We start from the raw sequence: 18,171 nt of genomic DNA on the forward strand, positions 1-18,171 counted from the left end.
AGAGTATCACATCATATTTTGCGGTTCATTATCAATCACCAAGCGCAAGTCCTGGTTGTCCCGCTCCTGGGTCCAGTCCAAAATCCGATTGAGGACCTGCTCCAGCTGCTCCTCCCGCCGGTACTTGAGAATGATTTGATAATGGTAAAGATTATGGGTACGGGCGATAGGCTTGGGCGTCGGCCCCAAAATCTGAATCTGCTCCGTCAAGTTCTCCCGCAAGAGCTGCACCGTCTCATAGGCCTTTTTGATGACAAGATCCTCCGACTTATGAGAAAAGGTCAAGCCCACCGTGAAATAGTAAGGCGGATAGCCCAGACTTTTCCGAATGCCCATCTCATACTGATAGAAGCCCTCGTAGTCCTGGTTCTTGGCAAAGGCAATGGCATAATGATTGGGATTATAGGTCTGGATAATGACCTCCCCCTCCTTGTCTGCCCGACCTGCTCGACCAGCCACCTGGGTCAATAATTGGAAGGTCCGCTCGGATGACCTGAAGTCTGGCAAATTCAGCGCCGTATCCGCATTGAGCACCCCTACCAAGGTCACATTTGGAAAGTCCAGTCCCTTGGCAATCATCTGGGTACCCAGCAAGATATCTGCCTCCTGTCGACCAAATTTCTCCAAAAGGGCCTCATGGGCACCTTTTTTCTTGGTCGTGTCCACATCCATCCGAAGGATACGAGCATTCGGCAGCAATTCCTGCAACTCATCATAGGCCTTCTGGGTCCCCGTACCGTAGTAGCGAATGGCCCGACTCTGACAGTTAGGACAGACCTGGGGAATGGGCTTTTGAAAATTGCAATAGTGGCAATTCATAGACCGGCTGTCCATGTGCAGGGTCAAAGAAATATCACAGTTTGGACACTGGTCCACCGTCCCACAATCCCGACACATGACAAAGGAAGAATAGCCACGGCGATTGAGCATGAGGACCACCTGCTCCTTACGAGCCAGCTTTTCCTGGATTTTTTCTATCAAAACCGGCGTAAAATTACTAGCCTCATGCTGGCCGATATAATCTCTGAAATCAATGACCTGGACCTCTGGTATCCTGGCCTGCGGATTGGCTCGCTGATTGAGGACCAGCCTACCGTAAAGACCGCGACTGGCACGGGCACGAGTTTCTAGGCTTGGCGTAGCCGACCCCAAAACCAGGACAGCCTGGTTGTAGTCCGCCCGCAGCTTTGCCACGTCTCTGGCATGGTAGCGAGGATTGGAGTCCTGCTTATAGGTCGCCTCATGCTCCTCATCGATGATAATGGCTCCTAGATTTTTTAAGGGAGCAAAAATCGCCGACCTGGCACCGACCACCACCTGGGCCTCCCCCCGCTCAATCTTACGCCACTCGTCGTACTTCTCCCCGTCTGACAGGCCTGAGTGCAGGATGGCCACCTGCTGGCCGAAACGCGCGATAAAACGATTGGTCATCTGGGGCGTCAGCGAAATCTCCGGCACCAGCATGATAGCCGTCTTACCCATCTTGAGGACCTGGTCAATGACCTGCAGATAGACCTCTGTCTTGCCAGAGCCTGTCACCCCCTGCAGCAGATAGGTCTGGCTCTCCTGGCCGACCTTGGACAGGATTTCCTTGACCGCTATGGCCTGCTCTGGATTGAGGGAAAGTGCCTGGCTGACCCCTACCTTATCAAAGAGAGCTTGGGTCCGCGAGACCTCCTCCTCCCAGACTTCTATATAGGCATTTTCTTGGAAATAGCGGAGCGTATCAGCTGAAAAGTCCTTTTTCAAGCTGGCTAGAGGCTGTTCATCAGAATGTTCCAGTAAGTAGGCCTTCAAAGCCAGCCGTTTCTTGGCACGGGCGGGTATCTCTGCTTGCATGAGCTGGTCCCGATTTACCCGGTACCATTTTTCAGTCTTGATTTGCTTTTTGTCCTTGGCCACATAGTCGACCAAGATTTTGCCTGCCTGGGCAAGCCGCATGATGCGGGCCTGCTCAGACACATCCAGGTCTGAAAAACGGACCTGGTCCCTACCGCCAAACAGGCTTTCCTGCTCTGCTATTTCCAAACCAAGCCCAGGACGGAGAATTTTGTCATAGGTCGAGTTGAGGAGGCTGGGTAGCATGGCCTTGAGCAGGGTGATTTTGTAGGCGAATACCGTCTTGCGCATCTGGTCTGCCAGCCAAAATTGCTCCTTGTTGAGGACTGGCGAATAGTCCAGCACTTCCACAATGGGCTTGATGTCCTGGGTCCCCTCTGGCAATTCCTCAGTCAAGCCGACCACGATGCCCTGAATCAGCCGATTACCCTTTCCAAAGGGCACATGGACTCGGATACCAGGTACAATTCCCGCCTCAAATTCTTCAGACACTAGATAGGTATAGGCTTGGTCCGTCTGCATGAGCGGCACGTCTACGATAATCTGTGCGTACATAGATCCTCCTTTCGTGATGGTTTGGATAGGTTTCACTCTTTTATCAATGGTTCAATAAATACTTCAAAAGACTGTCAAATGGAAAAGAAACCCGGATGGTCCCCCAGCCGAGTTTTGAATTTAGATTTTCTCGCCGTCTTCTTTTTCTTTGGCGATTTGTTCTTTGATTTTGCGCTCTTCTTCTTCAGCCAAGCGTTTTGCTTCTTCAGCCTTGCGACGAACAGCCTCACGTTTCGCTTCTGGGTCTGGATGGATGACCACATTGCCTGCCTCGATTTCTTCCAAGGCACGGAGGGTTGATTTTACAGAAGTAAATTCTTGCGTTGGCTTAGCGCCTGCCTCCAATTCGTGAGCACGCTTAGCCTCCAAAATAACCAATGAATACTTAGATGGTACCTTGTCCAACAAGGTATCAATAGACGGTTTTAACATCATAGGACTTATTCTCTTTTCTAACTTAAATATTTTTAATCATGTCGTTGTACTTGCCAATCACACGGTCCACACGGAAATGTTCCGCCTCAATCACGCGCTTGACCAATTCCGCTGCCTTTGGTACCTCATCATTGACAATGGCATAGTCATACTCACGCATGAGAGCAATCTCTTCCTTGGCACGCTCAATCCGCTTGGCAATAACCTCTTCCGAGTCTGTCCCACGACCGACCAAACGGTCTTTGAGCTCTTCCAAATCTGGCGGAGTTAGGAAAATAAAAACTGCATCTGGCACTTTTTTCTTGACCTGGAGGGCACCCTGGACCTCAATCTCAAGAAAGACATCGATTCCCTTGTCCAGGGTTTCATTGACATAGGTCAAGGGTGTACCGTAGTAGTTGCCAACATACTCAGCGTATTCCAGCATTTGTCCCTGACGAATCAACTCCTCAAACTCCTCTCGGCTCCGGAAATGATAATCAACCCCGTCCACCTCACCTGGACGCTGAGCCCGGGTCGTCATAGACACCGAATACTCAAATTTATTACCTGGATGGCTAAAAATTTCCTGCCGAACTGTTCCTTTCCCTACACCAGAAGGACCGGAAAATACGATGAGTAAGCCTCTTTCCTGCATGTTATCTCCTTTAAATCTTTCATTCTAGTGTAGCAAAATTCTCAGCAAATATCAACTGATTTTAAATCTGGAAACCAGATTTTTCCGGCTCTTGAAGAACAACAAAAAGAGCCGAAGCTCCTTCTGTCTTATTTTGCAATGTCAGTTGCTCGTGTTTCACGGATGACCGTAATCTTGATATTTCCTGGATAATCCAGATTATTTTCAATTTTCTCACGGACATCATGAGCCAGAATCGTAATCTTATCATCACTGATTCTATTTGGATGAACGATAATCCGAATCTCACGACCTGCCTGGATAGCATAAGCCTGCTTGATGCCGTCAAAGCTATTAGCAATTTCTTCCAGGTCTTGGAGACGCTTGATATAGGCCTCCATCGATTCACGACGTGAACCTGGACGAGCTGCACTCAAGGCATCCGCTGCTGCAACAATCACAGCAATAGTGCTAGTTGCTTCCACATCACCGTGGTGGCTGGCAACCGTATTGACAACCACTGGATTTTCCTTGTATTTCTTGGTCAATTCTGTACCAATCTCAACGTGGCTACCGTCCACCTCGCGGTCAATCGCCTTACCGACGTCATGCAAGAATCCAGCACGGCGGGCCAAATTAACATTCTCACCCAACTCTGCAGCCAAAATACCTGACAACTTGGCCACCTCAATCGAGTGACGGAGCACATTCTGACCGTAGGAGGTACGGAAATGCAGACGTCCCATAATCTTAATCAAGTCAGGATGCAGGTTAGGAGCGCCTACTTCATAGGCAGCCGCTTCACCATATTCACGGATGCGGTTATCCATCTCAACACGGTATTTCTCCACCAACTCCTCGATACGAGCCGGGTGGATACGACCGTCCTGAAGCAGGGTCTCCATGGTCATCCGCGCGATCTCCCGGCGAATCGGGTCAAAACCGGAAAGGACAACTACCTCAGGCGTATCATCAATGATAACGTCAATCCCTGTCAAGCTTTCAAAGGTGCGGATGTTGCGACCTTCGCGACCGATAATTCGGCCCTTCATGGCATCATCCGGCAGATGAACCGAGGTAATAGTTTGTTCCGCAACATATTCACCCGAAATTCGCTGCATGGCCTGCGCTAGAAGGTCTTTGGCCATCTTATCAGACCGCTCTTTGACCTCTCGCTCAGCCTCCTTGATACGGGTTGCAATCTCGTGGGTCAATTTATCACGAGTCGCTGCAAGAATCTGCTCTTTGGCTTCTTCCTGGCTCAGCGAAGCAACACGTTCCAACTCAAGAGCTTTCTGCTCTTCTAATTTCGCGACTTCTTGCTCACGCTCATCAATATGTTTAGTTTTATCCGTCAGGCTTTGTTCTTTTTGTTCCAAAACCTTCTCTTTGTTTGTTAAATTATCATCTTTACGATCTAAGCTACTCGCACGTTCAGTCAATCGTGACTCAATTTGCTTTAATTCTTGTCGTTCTGATTTAAATTCATTTGCTACTTCTTCTCGATATTTACGAGCCTCTTCCTTGGCCTCCAAGAGTAATTCTTTTTTCAAGGTTTGGCGATCACGCTCAGCTGTTTTTAAAATAGCTTCAGCTTGATCTTCCGCACGACCACGAACATTACTTGCTTCTTGTTCAGCATTCAAAAGTGTCAATTCTGCAGTTTCTTTTGCAGCTTTCATCTTCAAAGAAATGGCAAAGTAACCAATTACTAAACCAATGAGAGCAGAAATCAAGGTCACTACAAGTGTAATGATATCCATCTTCCTACCTCTTTCAATTTTATTTTGCATTACACAAAATCTGAATCTATTTTACCATAATTTAAACGATTTCACAATTGCAAATTGACAAATATGGTATAATGTTTTCATCAACCCAAATGGAGGAAATTATGACCAAAGAAGTTATTGTAGAAAGTTTTGAACTGGACCACACTATCGTCAAAGCCCCGTATATCCGCTTGATTTCTGAGGAGATTGGACCAAAGGGAGATGTCATCACCAACTTTGATATTCGCCTCATCCAACCCAATGAAAATGCCATGGATACAGCGGGGTTGCACACCATTGAACACCTGCTGGCTAAGCTGATTCGCCAACGGATTGACGGACTCATCGACTGCTCACCTTTCGGTTGCCGAACCGGTTTTCACATGATTATGTGGGGCAAGCAAGATTCTGTCCAAATCGCTGAAGTCATTAAATCTAGTTTGGAAGAAATCGCAGACGGCATTAGCTGGGAAGATGTTCCTGGGACAACCATTGAGTCTTGTGGTAACTACAAGGACCACAGCCTCCATTCTGCCAAAGAATGGGCCAAACTAATCCTTTCTCAGGGCATTTCGATAGATGCCTTTGAACGAAAACCCATTTAAGGAGCTTGGTATGAAGAAAATCCTTCTTGTTGCTCTGGCACTGGCTAGCCTGATGATGCTGTCAGCTTGCGGTAACAAGACAGTTTTTGACACCAACTACACCTTCAATTACGCCCAGGTCAAACTTCCCGATGGAAGCGTCAAGACTGGTAAGGTCAAAGAGTGGACTGATTACAGCGATGGCGACCAATTGCAAATTCGCTTTGAAGACGGAACGACCTATCTCGTCCATTCCAGCCAGGCAGTTTTGTCTGTAGATGAAATTGAAACCACACCATAACATCAAAAAAAGCGGTCTCCCGCTTTTTTATTATGTTCCTAATAATCTAAGGCATCCGCATTTCCACGCGCATTTCCGACAAAGTAACCGGTCTTAGCATTGATAGAAAAGAGATAGGTGCCATCTGGTTTAAACATATTGTAGTAGCCATTACCATTGATGATATTGACCTTCTCCAAGATATACTGATTACCTGTGATATAGCCACGTTTTTGAGATGTTTCGACAATTTTTTCCAAAATACCTGGGTTAAAGGTCCAAGCAGGATTGTTAACGTCATCAATCATGGCTTGGTTATAAGGCACGCGGCTCAAGTGACGTTGCAAGGTCACACCAGGAGGAACTGGAATCCCGAATTGGGATGCTGCATTTTGCACTTCGGCAGGACTTGTTGACGCGCTGGCAAGCGCTGATGCTGCATTTGATTCTGCGGGAGCTGGTGCTTGGGTTCCAGCCTGGGCAGCTGGCGCTGCTTGTTCAGCCGGTGCGACCGCTCCAGCAACAGCCTGTTGGTTTTCCTCTTGTGATCGAGCAAAGTTAACAGCTGAAGTGATCGTCGCATCAACACCGCTGATTCCAGTCGCAACCGCTTCTAGAGTTGCTCCAGCCTTAACAGTCGCCGTGGTATCCAATTCGCCATCAACAAGAATCGGCTTATCAAATTGTTCATTGATGCCGTTGACAGCTGCGATAGCTTTTTCTAATTTATCATAGTTGGCCTTGGCTTCCTTATAAGCATCACTGTCTGGATCAATCTTGTCCAAGAGTGCCTTTAATTCCTCTAATTTACCAAATTCTGAATTCTTCAATTTAGACAAGCTCGAATCCGTAAAGAAGCTCTCGTACAGCTTGGTAAAGTCTGTAAACTCGGATGGAGTTGAGCTTGATGAGGTTGTACTAGAAGACTGTTTGGTCGAACTTGATGACGAAGTGCTAGAAGCTGTCTGACCTGCATTATTTTGGTTCATCCAGAAAAAGAGGGAAGCCAAAATAGCAATCAATGCCGCCAAGAGGGTTCCAAAAATCCAGAATCCTTTTTTCTTGGGCTTTTCTTCGGATCCATCTGTCAAATCAAAATAAGCGACTTCTTCTGCAGGAGTTTTTAGAGGCTCAACAACAGGGCTTGACTCAACTGGCTTCGGTTCTTCTTGTGAATGTGCTGCCACAGCTGTAGCTGCCGTTTCCAACTCATCCGAAGTCAAGCTAGCTGATTCAACCACCGGAATAACAGTCGAATCCTTGATGACAGGGATTGTTCTTGTCTCAAATTTTTGAGATTCAATCTCATCTCGGTGTTGCTTGATGTAGCGGTCTAAAAGGCCATCCGTATCGGTAATGCCAGCCTCAATTTCCTGCTGTTTTTGTGCTGCCTGACCGATGGTCATATCTTTTGCTGCTTCAAAGTCCAGAATCTGCTCGTCCTTAACTGGCTCTGCTTGTGCCTTCTCATGTTTCTTTGACATATCTACCTCACTTTATTTTATGAACGTTTTACTCGTTGACCAAAGAATTGATACAAGTCAACCTTCAGCGTACCATTGTATAATTTCCGTTTTTTATCTGCTTGTTTTCCAAACCGCTGCTCAAATTGCTCGTCGCTGGTCAAGATAAATTTAGACCATGTTTTCAAAGGCTCAAAGGTCTGCCCCATTTCTTGGTAGAGCTTGATAATGGCCTCATCATCCAACAAACGCTCACCGTAAGGTGGGTTTGAAATAATAACACCATTTATCTTGTCTGTATGCAAGTCCTGCAGGCGCATTTGTTTAAAGACAATATCTTGGTCTACTTCGGCCGCAAAGGCATTTTTCTTGGCCATTTCGACCATACGGGCATCGATGTCTGAACCGGCAATGTCCAAGACTAGGTCAGATTTGACCGCTGCCTGCGCATTTTTGCGAGCTTGTGCAACCAGCTCCTCATCAACCCAAGGCCATTCTTCAAAGGCAAAACTGCGTTTGAGCCCCGGAGCCATATTCTTAGCCAACATGGCCGCCTCAATACAGAAAGTGCCCGAACCACAAGTCGGATCAATCAAAGGCTTGTCTGGGTACCAGTTAGACAGCTGTAAAATGGCTGCCGCCATATTTTCCTTAATGGGCGCGCCACCTTTTTCAACGCGGTAGCCACGTTTGAAGAGGCTGGAACCCGTCGTGTCAATCAATACCGTGGCCACATCTTTCAGGATGGAGACTTCAATCTTAAACTCTGCCCCAACTTCCTGCAAGGGAACGCCTTCTGGACGCGAAAAATGCTTTTGCAACTTTTTCACGACAGCCTTTTTAGAAATGGCCTGTACACTCGGCTCATTGTGGAGCTTGGATTTGACACATTTGGCTTTTGAAATCGGAAATTTACTGCCCAAGGGTAGATAGTTTTCCCAGTCCAAGGCAAAGACCCCCTGGAAGAGTTCCTCAAAGGTGCGTGCTGGAAAACTCCCTACGATAATTTTAATCCGGTCTGCCGAACGCAACCAAAGGTTGGTTTCAATGATAGATTTGACATCACCTTGGAAACGGACGCGCCCATTTTCAACCTGACAGTCGTAGCCCAGTTCTCGAATTTCACGACCAACGACCGCCTCTAAACCAGCCGCCGCTGTCGCAATCAATTCAAATTGTTTTTTCATCTTTTTCCTCTATAATAAAAGCTAGCAAAGCTAGCCACCTATTATGCAATTTTCTATAAGCCATGTTTTGTTCCAGTGGTACTAGGTCCTACCACCTTCGATAATCATCTGTCTACCGCTTACGCAGTCAGGATTTCTGTTCTACTCTGGGAGTACCGTTCCATCCATCCCATGCCCCGACCAAAGTTTGGGTTGCTAGCTTGAGGGGTTTACCGCGTTCCATTTTTTACGTTTCCATAAAAACTTCGTCACTGTGGCACTTTCAGGCCTACTCTGGCATATCCAAGGACGTAGCCATTTTAACCGCCGTAACGTCAAAGACGTCCCTAGGCTTATTGGTTCGCCTAGCACAAACACTACCAGCATTGCAGCTGGTGCTAGCATGGACTTTCCTCATGGTAGATTACTACCACGCGATTATCCGAAAATTACACATGTCTATCTACTACTCTTGGGCAATCTGTTTACCAAAGACTTCTTTCTCCAGACGATTGATGCGACGGAGAATATCAAAGTTTGTGGCTGAACTCATCCGCTCTGCACGGAAAGCTTCTGGCTCCTCTGCAACAGGGGCTGGTTGACGAGAAGTATTTGCCAGCTGGGCTTTAAGCCTAGCGATCTCGCCCTTCAATTCCTTTACAATGGCTTCATAGGCATCGTAATCCTTCATGATTTCATCAAGAAAATCATTGACCTCGTCTTGATCATAACCACGAAAACCAATCTTAAAATCCTGCTCAAAGATATCCTTTGTCGTCAACTTAATACTCGCCATCTGTCTCATCCTTTTCTTTAAACATCACTACTTCTATTATATTAAAAAAAATAAGGAAAAATCAAGCCAAATCACTCAGAATTAGAAAAATTTTCCGCTACTTCATTTAAATCATCAAAACTCAGTACCTTAACAGTATAATCTTCTTTGTTTACGATTGAAGTATAGAGATATTTCAAGTTTGTTTCATTTTCAGGATCATAGAATAAATAGGCTCCCTCCGTATGGTCCAACAAGAACTGGTTAATCAGCTTAAATTGCCCAGGATTTTCATAGCGAACATAGAGGTATTTAACAAAATCCACCTGCTTAAATCGGGCTAGCTTGACTTGGTTAGCTTCGTTCCAATTCTCTCCATGGCTTTCAAAGGAAAAAATGGTAGCCATCTGAAAGTCATAGCCTTCCTGCCTCAAATCCAACAAAACTTCCAAACACCAATACTCAAAACCCAGATTTCCAGTCAGAATAAACCACTCTACCCCATCGTTTTCTAAAAACTTAATCAGGTCTCTGCGAATAGCCTCTTTGATGATGACTAATTTTGTATCCTTATCTGAAAAAATTCCCAAATCAGTATGACGATAGCCTGTTACTAAAAGGCTCTTGATGTGCATTTCTTGTACTCTTTTCCCTAATTATGGTATAATATGCTGATATTATTTTATCAGTAAGGAGTTCTATGGTCAATTATCCTCATCAGATAAATAGGAAAATCACTAGAACAAAAAAAGATTCTGCAAAGGAAACGGTTAATTTTGCCAATCGTGGGATGTCCTTTGAAGCTGCTATCAATGAGAGCAATGCTTACTACCTTTCACATGGAATTGCGGTCATTCATAAGAAACCAACACCTGTCCAGATTGTCAAGGTAGACTACCCAAAACGAAGTCGGGCCAAAATTGTCGAAGCTTATTTCAGACAGGCCTCAACAACGGACTATTCCGGCGTTTTCAAGGGACATTACATTGACTTTGAAGCCAAGGAAACCCGTCAGAAGACCTCCATGCCCATGAAAAACTTTCATGCCCACCAGTTGGAACATATGCAGGAAGTTGTCAAGCAAGGCGGTATCTGCTTTGTCCTTCTACACTTTTCAGAATTAAAAGAATCTTACTTACTCCCGGCAAAAGAGCTGATAGATTACTATCAAGCTGTTCAGGGCAATAAATCCATGCCCTTGCACTATGTTCGCGAGCATGGCTATGCCTTTCAGTTAGGGACCCATCCCAGCGTCCCCTATCTGACCATTGTCGAAGAAAAACTATTAGGTGGTGACTCAGTTGAAAAATCCAACCCTTAAGAAAGCACTCTTGCTTATCACAAACGTCGGAATTATCGCATTCTTAACAACGGTAATTATCGGTGGTCTTGTGACCCTATTCTTTATCTTTACAGCTCCTAAACTGACAGAAGACTCTCTTACTGCGACCGTGTCGAGTAAGATTTATGACAAGGACGGGGCTCTAATTGCAGACTTGGGGGCAGAAAAACGTTCCAATGCTACTACTGCTGAAATTCCGACCGACTTGGTCAACGCTATCGTAGCCATTGAAGACCAGCGTTACTTCAACCACCGCGGTGTAGACGTCATTCGTATCGCCGGCTCCTTCCTCAATAATCTACGAGGAGGACGTCTTCAAGGGGGGTCGACACTGGATCAGCAGTTCATAAAGTTGACTTACTTTTCAACATCCGTTCAGGACCAAAATATCAAACGGAAAATTCAAGAAGCTTGGTTAGCCTTGCAGCTAGAACGTAGAAATACCAAACAGGAAATATTAACTTACTACATCAATAAAGTAAATATGTCCAATGGGAATTATGGAATGAAGACAGCTGCTAATGCATTCTTTGGTAAGGAACTGAAAGATTTAACTCTTCCTCAATTAGCCTTACTTGCAGGTATGCCACAAGCACCTAACCAATACGACCCCTACACTAATCCAGAGGCTGCTAAAGAACGGCGGGACTTGGTTCTAGGAGAAATGTTAGAAGAAAAATACATTACGGCTGAACAGCACGAGCAGGCAGTCCTATCACCGGTGACAGACGGTCTCCAGCCCCTGTCAAATGCACCCGCCTATCCAGCCTACATGGACAACTACCTGAAAGAGGTTATCAATGAAGTCGAAGAAAAAACCGGCTACAATCTCTTAACCACAGGTATGGAGGTCTACACCAACGTTGACTCAGCTGCCCAACAACAGCTCTGGAATATCTATAACACAGACATGTACGTGGCCTATCCAGATCCAACCTTCCAGGTAGCTTCAACTGTTATCGATGTTACCAACGGACACGTCGTTGCCCAGCTCGGCGGGCGTAATCAAAACAGTAATTCTTCATTAGGTACCAACCAAGCCGTTGAAACCAACCGCGACTTTGGTTCTACCATGAAGCCAATTACAGACTACGCACCTGCTATTGAAGAGGGTATTTATAAATCGACTGCTGACACTATATTGGATGCGCCTTATAATTATCCCGGCACTACCACCCCAGTCAATAACTGGGATAATGCTTACTTCGGCAATGTGACCCTCAAAACAGCCATCCAATCTTCTCGTAATACCACTGCCATCAAGGCACTACAGGCTGTTGGTTTAGAAAATTCATTAAAATTCTTGAACAAGCTCGGTATCGACTACCCAGAAATGTTCTATTCTAATGCTATTTCCAGCAACACAACCAATCCTGATAAAAAATACGGTGCTAGTAGTGAAAAAATGGCCGCAGCCTATGCTGCCTTTGCTAACGGTGGTACCTACTACAAACCACAGTATGTCAACAAGATTGTCTACACCGACGGAACAACTACTGAGTTTGAACCTGAAGGCAGTCGTGCAATGAGCCCTGAAACAGCCTACATGATGGTCGATATGTTGAAGAGCGTATTGACATCTGGCCCAGGTACTAATGCTGCCATCTATGGCATTCCTCAAGCTGGTAAAACCGGTACTTCCAACTACCCAGACGATGAGATGAAGGAAATCATTGCCTCTACTCCTGGAGCAAGTTATAGTAGTATAGTTGTTCCTGACGAGAACTTCGTTGGCTTCTCTACTAAATACTCTATGGCTGTCTGGACAGGATACAGCAATCGTAAGATTCCAGTATTGGATAGTGGCATGCGTGTCGCAACCGATGTCTATCGGAATATGATGACTTATCTAAATCCTGTTGGAACTGCAGATTGGGAAATACCTGACGGTCTCTACCGTTATGGAAACAACGTCTACATAAACGGCTATACTGGTCCAGTTTATAACTACTATAGCTATAGCAGGACAACCAGTGAGACGAGCGAAGAGTCCTCAACGGAACCTACAACTAGTGAGGATACGAGTACTGAAAATTCTAGCGATGCTCAATCAACAGAAACTGGTTCCGAAACAGGCAATTCTTCTGAACAACCAACCACTCCATCTGCTGACTCACAAGGTCAGTAAGACTCAACCTTGAAAGGCAACTATCGCCTTCCAAGGTTTTTCTTTTGTTGAAAATTATGATAAGATAGGACTATGAAACCCGAAGTATTTTACAAGACCTTGGCAGACCAAGGAATCCAATTAACAGACCAGCAGAAAAACCAATTCCACCGCTACTTTGAACTCCTAGTAGAATGGAACGAAAAAATCAACCTGACAGCTATTACCCAGGAAGAGGACGTTTATCTCAAGCACTTTTATGATTCTATTGCACCAATCCTGCAGGGTCATATTCAAAATCAAGCACTCAAACTCTTGGACATCGGGGCTGGTGCAGGTTTTCCTAGCCTGCCCATGAAAATTATCTATCCTGAACTGGACGTGACCATCATTGACTCCCTCAACAAACGAATCAATTTCCTGCATCTTCTGGCTGAGGAGCTGGGCTTGGACAAGGTCCATTTCTACCATGGACGAGCAGAGGATTTTGCCCAGGACAAGCAATTCCGGGCCCAATTTGATATTGTGACCGCTCGCGCAGTAGCCCGCATGCAAATCCTATCAGAATTGACCATCCCCTATCTCAAGCTCAATGGCAAGCTGATTGCCCTCAAAGCATCCAGTGCCGAGGACGAATTGGCCCAGGCCAAAAATGCTCTCAACCTCTTGTTCGCAAAGGTCTTGGAGAATCATGATTATGAGCTGCCCAATGGCGACCCGCGTACCCTGACCATTGTCGAAAAGAAAAAGGAAACCCCGAACAAGTTTCCACGCAAGGCAGGCATGCCCAATAAACGACCACTATAAGAACCGGTATTCACAGCTCGGTGCCTAAGCACTTATCTACATGTACCTTACTTGTGAATACAATTTCAAAAACGAGTTTCGCAATCGAAACTCGTTTTTTCTTATCTTATGCCCAAGGGTTGTAAAATCTACCATCATTGATAAAGAATAGGCTAATCGTTACTAGAACCAGTAGAGCGATGATGAATAGAACCAGATAGTCCATTTTTTTCAGGGGCTGGTAGGTGTACCAGGTCCGCTTTTTATTTTTTCCGAAACGGCGCAATTCCATGGCAGTTGAAATGGTATCAATCCGACCAAGTGAGCTGAAAATCAAAGGGATAACCAAGGCCAGATTGCCCTTGATCCGGTCCATCAATTTGGCTTTCTTGGACAATTCCAGGCCACGCGCCTCTTGAGACATGCGAATGACATAAAATTCTTCCTGAATATCTGGTATGTAGCGCATGGTCAGACTAACAGCGTAGGCAACCTTATAGGGCACCCCGATTATATTCAAGCTGGAGGCAAATTGACTAGGGTGGGTTGTCATCAAAAAGATAATGGCCAGGGGGACTGTACAAAAGTACTTGAGCAACAAATTCAGCAAGTAAAACAATTGCTGGCTAGTCACGGAGTATTGCCCCAAACCTTTGAAAAGGACAGTCTCCGCCCCATAGAGTTCTACCCCATACTTAGGCGCAAAGACATACACCATGGTCGCATTCAGGAGGGCAAAAATGGTCGTGAAAATCAGAACGAAAGACACCTTCCTGTAATCAATGCCCGATAGCTTGAAAAGACTGAGGGAAAAGAGGGCGATGAAAATAATCAGACGCGTATCGTAGGTAATCATGGCCAAGATGGACACAATCAAGAAAAAGAGGAGCTTGCTGACAGCAGATAGTTCATAAATAAAGCCCCGTCCCTGCTGGTAGCCGATAAGTGCTTGCTGGCTCATAGCTTTCTCCTTTCTTCCTGCATGTAGTAGTTGGTCAAGGCCAGAGGGTCCACTCCCATTTTCTGAGCCAAATGGAAAATAGAGGTCTCTTTCAAATTAGCCTGGTCAATGATAGCGGCATCCGAAAGGATTTCCGCTGGAGACTGGTCCGCAATAATCTGACCATCCACCACAACCAGGGCCCGGTCCGAATAATCCAGCATCAGCTGCATATCGTGGGTAATCATGACAATGGTATGACCTTGTCGATTGAGCTCGTCTAAGAAATCCATCATCTCACGGTAATGACGCTCATCCTGCCCAGCTGTTGGCTCATCCAGCAGAATAATTTCCGGCTCCAGCACCAAAATGGAGGCAATGGTCACCCGCTTCTTCTGACCGTAGGATAGGGCTGAAATCGGCCACTTACGGAATGAATAGAGACCACAAACTTCCAGAGCCTTGTGCACCCGCTTTTCGAGTTCTTCTTGACCCACTCCACGCATTCTCAAACCGAGGGCCACTTCATCAAAAATCATGTTCTGGCTGATCATTTGATTGGGATTTTGCAGGACATAGCCAACCCGCTCGGCCCGTTCTTTGACCGAATCGTCCTTGATAGATTGCCCCTGCCAGATAAAGTCTCCTTCCACATCCAGAAAACCACAGAGAGCCTTGGCTAGGGTCGATTTTCCGGCTCCATTTTTCCCGACAATAGCCAGACGTTCCCCCTTATAAAGGGTGAAATGGATGTCCTTGAGGGCCTGTTTCTGCGGATAGGAGAAGTTCAGGTTTTTAACCTCTAGCAAGCTCGGCTTGGCAAGGACCTCTTCTCGGTCTAAGAGCAAATCCACTGATTGAAGTCCTGTCAAATCAAGACCAGACAGGCTTGATAAAGAATTTGCCTGCTCCAGAGAGTAGCCCATAGCCCGTAGGGTTGCCAAATAGAGTGGCTCGCGGATGCCATTTTCCACCAAGAGCTTGGTCTGCAAGAGTTGATCCGGCTGACCGTTGAATAGGATTTGTCCCTCATTGATGAGAACGATGCGGTCCACCTGTCTATAAAGAACATCTTCCAAGCGATGCTCGATGATAATGGTGGTCGCTCCCTCCTGCTGGTGCAGGCGATCAATCAAGTCAATGGTGTCCTGTCCAGACTTGGGATCCAGATTAGCCAGAGGTTCATCAAAGAGCAAAATCGGACTTTCATCAATCAGAACACCTGCCAGACTGACCCGTTGCTTCTGTCCACCAGACAGGTCCTGGGGACGGTGGTTGAGAAGCTGGTTTAATTCCAAACGATTGGACCAATCAGCCACTTTTTGCTGCATCAGTTCTTGAATTTCCATGTCATTTTCCAAGGCAAAGGCCAAATCCTCTGCCACAGACAGACCGATAAACTGACCGTCCGTATCCTGCAAAACAGTCGATACTAGCAGGGATTTTTCATAAATAGACAGGTCAAAAGCCTCCTGACCATCTATCAAGAGCTGGCCACTATGACTACCTTGGTAAATATTGGGAATAATGCCGTTAAGACATTGACCCAGTGTTGACTTACCAGAGCCCGAAGGTCCAACAATCAAGACTTTCTCACCTTTATATATGCTTAAGTTGATATCCCTCAATGTCGGCTCCTGCTGGGCCTTGTATTGAAAGCTAAAATCCTTGAATTCAATGAGTTTTTCCATAGTACCTATTATACCAAAAAGATGACTGAAAATCGGCTAGAATTACTAAAAACTTCTGAATGTTCTGATTTTTTTAACAACTTAGGGATAAAAATAAGGGAATAATTTTATTTTCCCTTACCAGAATGTAGACAGACTATACTTTGGAAAAATAAACTGAGTAGCTCTGCTAGAAAAATTAAAAAATTAGTCTCATTTTGCGAGCGAAGCGGGCCTACACCGAGACTTTCCGCTGTGATGAAAATGCTTGAGACGTTGTCGTCTCAAGCATTCGGAGCTATTGAGACCTTAGGCTCAATGGCTAGGTATGGAATTCCGTAGGTAGCTCAAACAGTCTGGAAGACTGTTTGAGGAGTAAACCCAGAAACAAGAAAATTTACTACCGTCCGGCATCACCTCAGGAAAGTCCTAAAAGAGGCTTTGTCTACAAACTCATAAGGGAATTTGAGATCCCCTTACACATCTACTTATTTTGATAGTTGTAAAACCTTGGCTACTGCTTCATCCTCTTTCATTGCTTTCATGAAACGAGCCAGATTTGGGTATTCTGTCCACGGTTTTGGTGTTTTGACCGACCAAGTCGCCATAACAAAGGCATAGGGGTCAGCAACAGTACGTTGGTTGCGATACACATGGTCTGTATCGCCAATTAAGCCATCAAGGAAGGTCATGACACGGTCAACCCGTTGATAGGCTGCTTGGACAACAGCGTCAAGTTCATCTGCTTTTTTAGAAACCGTGTAGCGGTTGGGACTGAAAATCGGCCAGAAGGATGGATGAAAATCTCCTGTCAAGAAGGCCATAATTTCATTAAATTCTGTCTGAGATTGCAGGTCTGCATCTGGTCCCAACTGACTTTCTGGACTGCTTGCAGCAATATAATTCAAAACAGCATTGGCCTGAGTCACAATCTTATAATCTGGTACGTCCAAGGCCGGCACCATTCCCAAAGGATTGACTTTCAGATACTCTTCCGAACCCAGCTTAACTCGCTCAACCTCATAATCTAAACCGGACCACTCCAAGGAAATCCAACAGGCAAGAGCACAAGTACCCGGTGCATAATACAGTTTCATAAACATTCCTCCTTCGCTTAGCTAAGTAGTATTCTAGCTCTATTATGGCACTTCTATTTGAGAAAATCTCTCCAGAAATTATTTTCCATTCTCTTCAACCAAAAAAGAATCATTGATTGGGTTCTGACGAATGAGAGGCGCACGCTTGATGTCCTCTATGGTTTGAGTACCTGCAAGTTGCATAACAATCTTGAGCTCTTTGTTCAAATGTTCGACAACACTTTGTGTTCCTTGAGCACCGCCTAGCGCAATACCATAGACAATAGGACGACCGAGCGCCACAATATCGGCACCGTTAGCTAAGGCTTTAAAGACATGAGACCCACGGCGAACACCGCTATCAAATACGATTGGCACACGTTTATTGACCCTATCGGCGATGGTGCGCAAGACATCAAAGGAAGCAGGACCGCCGTTTATTTGGCGACCACCATGATTGGAGACCCAAATACCTGCTGCGCCAGCTTGGATAGCAATTTCAGCAAGATAGGACCTGGCATAGACATCCCTCCGTCCTTTGAAGAGAGAAAAATAGAGCTCCAGTTTCTCAGCGGTAGTCAACCTACTTTTTACTTGCTCAAAGTAGGTTACCAAATGCTGGTCGCTGATGAGAAAATGCTCTTGAGCCCCCTGATATTGCAGCAGATTCAAGAATTTTTAGCTAGCATAATAAGGAAAACGAGCAAGATGCCTAGCACCCTGCCCCTTGATTTTTCAATGTAGAAAGACTTAGAGACTTCCTAA

At 45.7% G+C, this 18,171-nt stretch carries 16 protein-coding genes, 1 other RNA gene and 1 pseudogene; 5 read left to right on the forward strand and 13 right to left on the reverse strand.

All coding sequences use genetic code 11. From position 1 onward, the window contains the following. Positions 1–6: 6 nt before the first annotated feature. The 4 genes from ACHBIF_RS08170 to ACHBIF_RS08185 form a co-directional block, all read right to left on the reverse strand. Positions 7–2,394 (reverse strand): primosomal protein N', encoded by a 2,388-nt coding sequence (locus ACHBIF_RS08170; protein WP_172022730.1) that lies wholly within the window; start codon positions 2,392–2,394, stop codon positions 7–9. Between the two features lie 120 nt (positions 2,395–2,514). Then, positions 2,515–2,829, reverse strand: coding sequence for a DNA-directed RNA polymerase subunit omega (rpoZ, locus tag ACHBIF_RS08175; protein ID WP_105111224.1), 315 nt, complete (start codon positions 2,827–2,829; stop codon positions 2,515–2,517). A 22-nt stretch (positions 2,830–2,851) separates the two neighbouring features. After that, positions 2,852–3,466, reverse strand: coding sequence for a guanylate kinase (gmk, locus tag ACHBIF_RS08180; RefSeq protein ID WP_105111223.1), 615 nt, complete (start codon positions 3,464–3,466; stop codon positions 2,852–2,854). 128 nt (positions 3,467–3,594) lie between these two features. Further along, positions 3,595–5,208: a ribonuclease Y gene (locus ACHBIF_RS08185; RefSeq protein WP_172063248.1), complete on the reverse strand. Its 1,614-nt coding sequence runs from the start codon at positions 5,206–5,208 to the stop codon at positions 3,595–3,597. A gap of 131 nt (positions 5,209–5,339) precedes the next feature. Between ACHBIF_RS08185 and ACHBIF_RS08190 the strand changes: the two genes are divergently transcribed. Both ACHBIF_RS08190 and ACHBIF_RS08195 read left to right on the forward strand, forming a co-directional pair. Next, positions 5,340–5,822 carry an S-ribosylhomocysteine lyase gene (locus ACHBIF_RS08190; RefSeq protein WP_105111221.1) on the forward strand — a complete coding sequence of 161 codons (483 nt, stop codon included), beginning with the start codon at positions 5,340–5,342 and terminating at the stop codon, positions 5,820–5,822. Positions 5,823–5,832: 10 nt separating this feature from the next. Beyond that, positions 5,833–6,102: a hypothetical protein gene (locus ACHBIF_RS08195; protein WP_125265384.1), complete on the forward strand. Its 270-nt coding sequence runs from the start codon at positions 5,833–5,835 to the stop codon at positions 6,100–6,102. Positions 6,103–6,140: 38 nt separating this feature from the next. On the opposite strand, the gene ACHBIF_RS08200 is transcribed toward ACHBIF_RS08195, so the two are convergent. From ACHBIF_RS08200 to ACHBIF_RS08220, 5 genes are all read right to left on the reverse strand, one after another. Further along, positions 6,141–7,565, reverse strand: a complete 1,425-nt coding sequence (locus ACHBIF_RS08200) for a cell division site-positioning protein MapZ family protein (protein WP_172094634.1) — start codon at positions 7,563–7,565, stop codon at positions 6,141–6,143. A 17-nt stretch (positions 7,566–7,582) separates the two neighbouring features. Continuing rightward, positions 7,583–8,731, reverse strand: a complete 1,149-nt coding sequence (locus tag ACHBIF_RS08205; RefSeq protein WP_105123444.1) for a class I SAM-dependent RNA methyltransferase — start codon at positions 8,729–8,731, stop codon at positions 7,583–7,585. A gap of 51 nt (positions 8,732–8,782) precedes the next feature. Next, positions 8,783–9,160: RNase P RNA component class B (gene rnpB, locus ACHBIF_RS08210), an RNA gene on the reverse strand. Positions 9,161–9,176: 16 nt separating this feature from the next. Further along, entirely contained in the window at positions 9,177–9,506 is a 330-nt protein-coding gene (gpsB, locus tag ACHBIF_RS08215; RefSeq protein ID WP_172022718.1) for a cell division regulator GpsB, read from the reverse strand. A gap of 71 nt (positions 9,507–9,577) precedes the next feature. Then, complete coding sequence (locus ACHBIF_RS08220) at positions 9,578–10,114, reverse strand: DUF1273 domain-containing protein (RefSeq protein ID WP_161943056.1); 537 nt, start codon at positions 10,112–10,114, stop codon at positions 9,578–9,580. Positions 10,115–10,185: 71 nt separating this feature from the next. Here ACHBIF_RS08220 and recU point away from each other — a divergent pair, with 71 nt between their 5' ends. The 3 genes from recU (at position 10,186) to rsmG (ending at position 13,741) form a co-directional block, all read left to right on the forward strand. Further along, the gene (gene recU, locus ACHBIF_RS08225; protein ID WP_105111215.1) at positions 10,186–10,806 is read left to right on the forward strand and encodes a Holliday junction resolvase RecU; all 621 of its coding nucleotides are present in this window, start codon (positions 10,186–10,188) and stop codon (positions 10,804–10,806) included. Positions 10,807–10,837: 31 nt separating this feature from the next. Next, positions 10,838–12,955 (forward strand): penicillin-binding protein PBP1A, encoded by a 2,118-nt coding sequence (pbp1a, locus tag ACHBIF_RS08230; RefSeq protein ID WP_394719861.1) that lies wholly within the window; start codon positions 10,838–10,840, stop codon positions 12,953–12,955. Positions 12,956–13,027: 72 nt separating this feature from the next. Further along, positions 13,028–13,741, forward strand: coding sequence for a 16S rRNA (guanine(527)-N(7))-methyltransferase RsmG (gene rsmG / locus ACHBIF_RS08235; protein ID WP_394719825.1), 714 nt, complete (start codon positions 13,028–13,030; stop codon positions 13,739–13,741). 106 nt (positions 13,742–13,847) lie between these two features. Here the strand turns inward: rsmG and ACHBIF_RS08240 are convergent, their stop codons facing one another. From ACHBIF_RS08240 to ACHBIF_RS08255, 4 genes and pseudogenes are all read right to left on the reverse strand, one after another. After that, on the reverse strand, positions 13,848–14,681 hold the full coding sequence (locus tag ACHBIF_RS08240; RefSeq protein ID WP_105123439.1) for an energy-coupling factor transporter transmembrane protein EcfT: 834 nt from the start codon (positions 14,679–14,681) through the stop codon (positions 13,848–13,850). Continuing rightward, the gene (locus tag ACHBIF_RS08245) at positions 14,678–16,351 is read right to left on the reverse strand and encodes an ABC transporter ATP-binding protein (protein WP_105123438.1); all 1,674 of its coding nucleotides are present in this window, start codon (positions 16,349–16,351) and stop codon (positions 14,678–14,680) included. Before ACHBIF_RS08245 ends, ACHBIF_RS08240 begins: the two co-directional genes overlap by 4 nt. Positions 16,352–16,818: 467 nt before the next feature. After that, complete coding sequence (locus ACHBIF_RS08250) at positions 16,819–17,427, reverse strand: glutathione S-transferase family protein (protein ID WP_105123437.1); 609 nt, start codon at positions 17,425–17,427, stop codon at positions 16,819–16,821. 78 nt (positions 17,428–17,505) lie between these two features. Then, a pseudogene (locus tag ACHBIF_RS08255) lies at positions 17,506–17,910 on the reverse strand (alpha-hydroxy-acid oxidizing protein); the annotation flags it as partial. Positions 17,911–18,171: the final 261 nt, after the last annotated feature.

The organism is Streptococcus sp. A11 (genome assembly GCF_043674225.1).
Classification (GTDB): Bacteria; Bacillota; Bacilli; order Lactobacillales; family Streptococcaceae; genus Streptococcus; species Streptococcus suis_V.

What these genes read in the sequence shown, in the direction of transcription:
- ACHBIF_RS08250 (WP_105123437.1), bottom strand. Translation starts at nt 17,427, where the DNA reads ATGAAACTGTATTATGCACCGGGTACTTGTGCTCTTGCCTGTTGGATT.
- ACHBIF_RS08200 (WP_172094634.1), bottom strand. Translation starts at nt 7,565, where the DNA reads ATGTCAAAGAAACATGAGAAGGCACAAGCAGAGCCAGTTAAGGACGAG.
- rsmG (WP_394719825.1), top strand. Translation starts at nt 13,028, where the DNA reads ATGAAACCCGAAGTATTTTACAAGACCTTGGCAGACCAAGGAATCCAA.
- rpoZ (WP_105111224.1), bottom strand. Translation starts at nt 2,829, where the DNA reads ATGATGTTAAAACCGTCTATTGATACCTTGTTGGACAAGGTACCATCT.
- recU (WP_105111215.1), top strand. Translation starts at nt 10,186, where the DNA reads ATGGTCAATTATCCTCATCAGATAAATAGGAAAATCACTAGAACAAAA.
- ACHBIF_RS08245 (WP_105123438.1), bottom strand. Translation starts at nt 16,351, where the DNA reads ATGGAAAAACTCATTGAATTCAAGGATTTTAGCTTTCAATACAAGGCC.
- ACHBIF_RS08185 (WP_172063248.1), bottom strand. Translation starts at nt 5,208, where the DNA reads ATGGATATCATTACACTTGTAGTGACCTTGATTTCTGCTCTCATTGGT.
- gpsB (WP_172022718.1), bottom strand. Translation starts at nt 9,506, where the DNA reads ATGGCGAGTATTAAGTTGACGACAAAGGATATCTTTGAGCAGGATTTT.
- ACHBIF_RS08205 (WP_105123444.1), bottom strand. Translation starts at nt 8,731, where the DNA reads ATGAAAAAACAATTTGAATTGATTGCGACAGCGGCGGCTGGTTTAGAG.
- ACHBIF_RS08195 (WP_125265384.1), top strand. Translation starts at nt 5,833, where the DNA reads ATGAAGAAAATCCTTCTTGTTGCTCTGGCACTGGCTAGCCTGATGATG.
- ACHBIF_RS08190 (WP_105111221.1), top strand. Translation starts at nt 5,340, where the DNA reads ATGACCAAAGAAGTTATTGTAGAAAGTTTTGAACTGGACCACACTATC.
- ACHBIF_RS08170 (WP_172022730.1), bottom strand. Translation starts at nt 2,394, where the DNA reads ATGTACGCACAGATTATCGTAGACGTGCCGCTCATGCAGACGGACCAA.
- ACHBIF_RS08240 (WP_105123439.1), bottom strand. Translation starts at nt 14,681, where the DNA reads ATGAGCCAGCAAGCACTTATCGGCTACCAGCAGGGACGGGGCTTTATT.
- gmk (WP_105111223.1), bottom strand. Translation starts at nt 3,466, where the DNA reads ATGCAGGAAAGAGGCTTACTCATCGTATTTTCCGGTCCTTCTGGTGTA.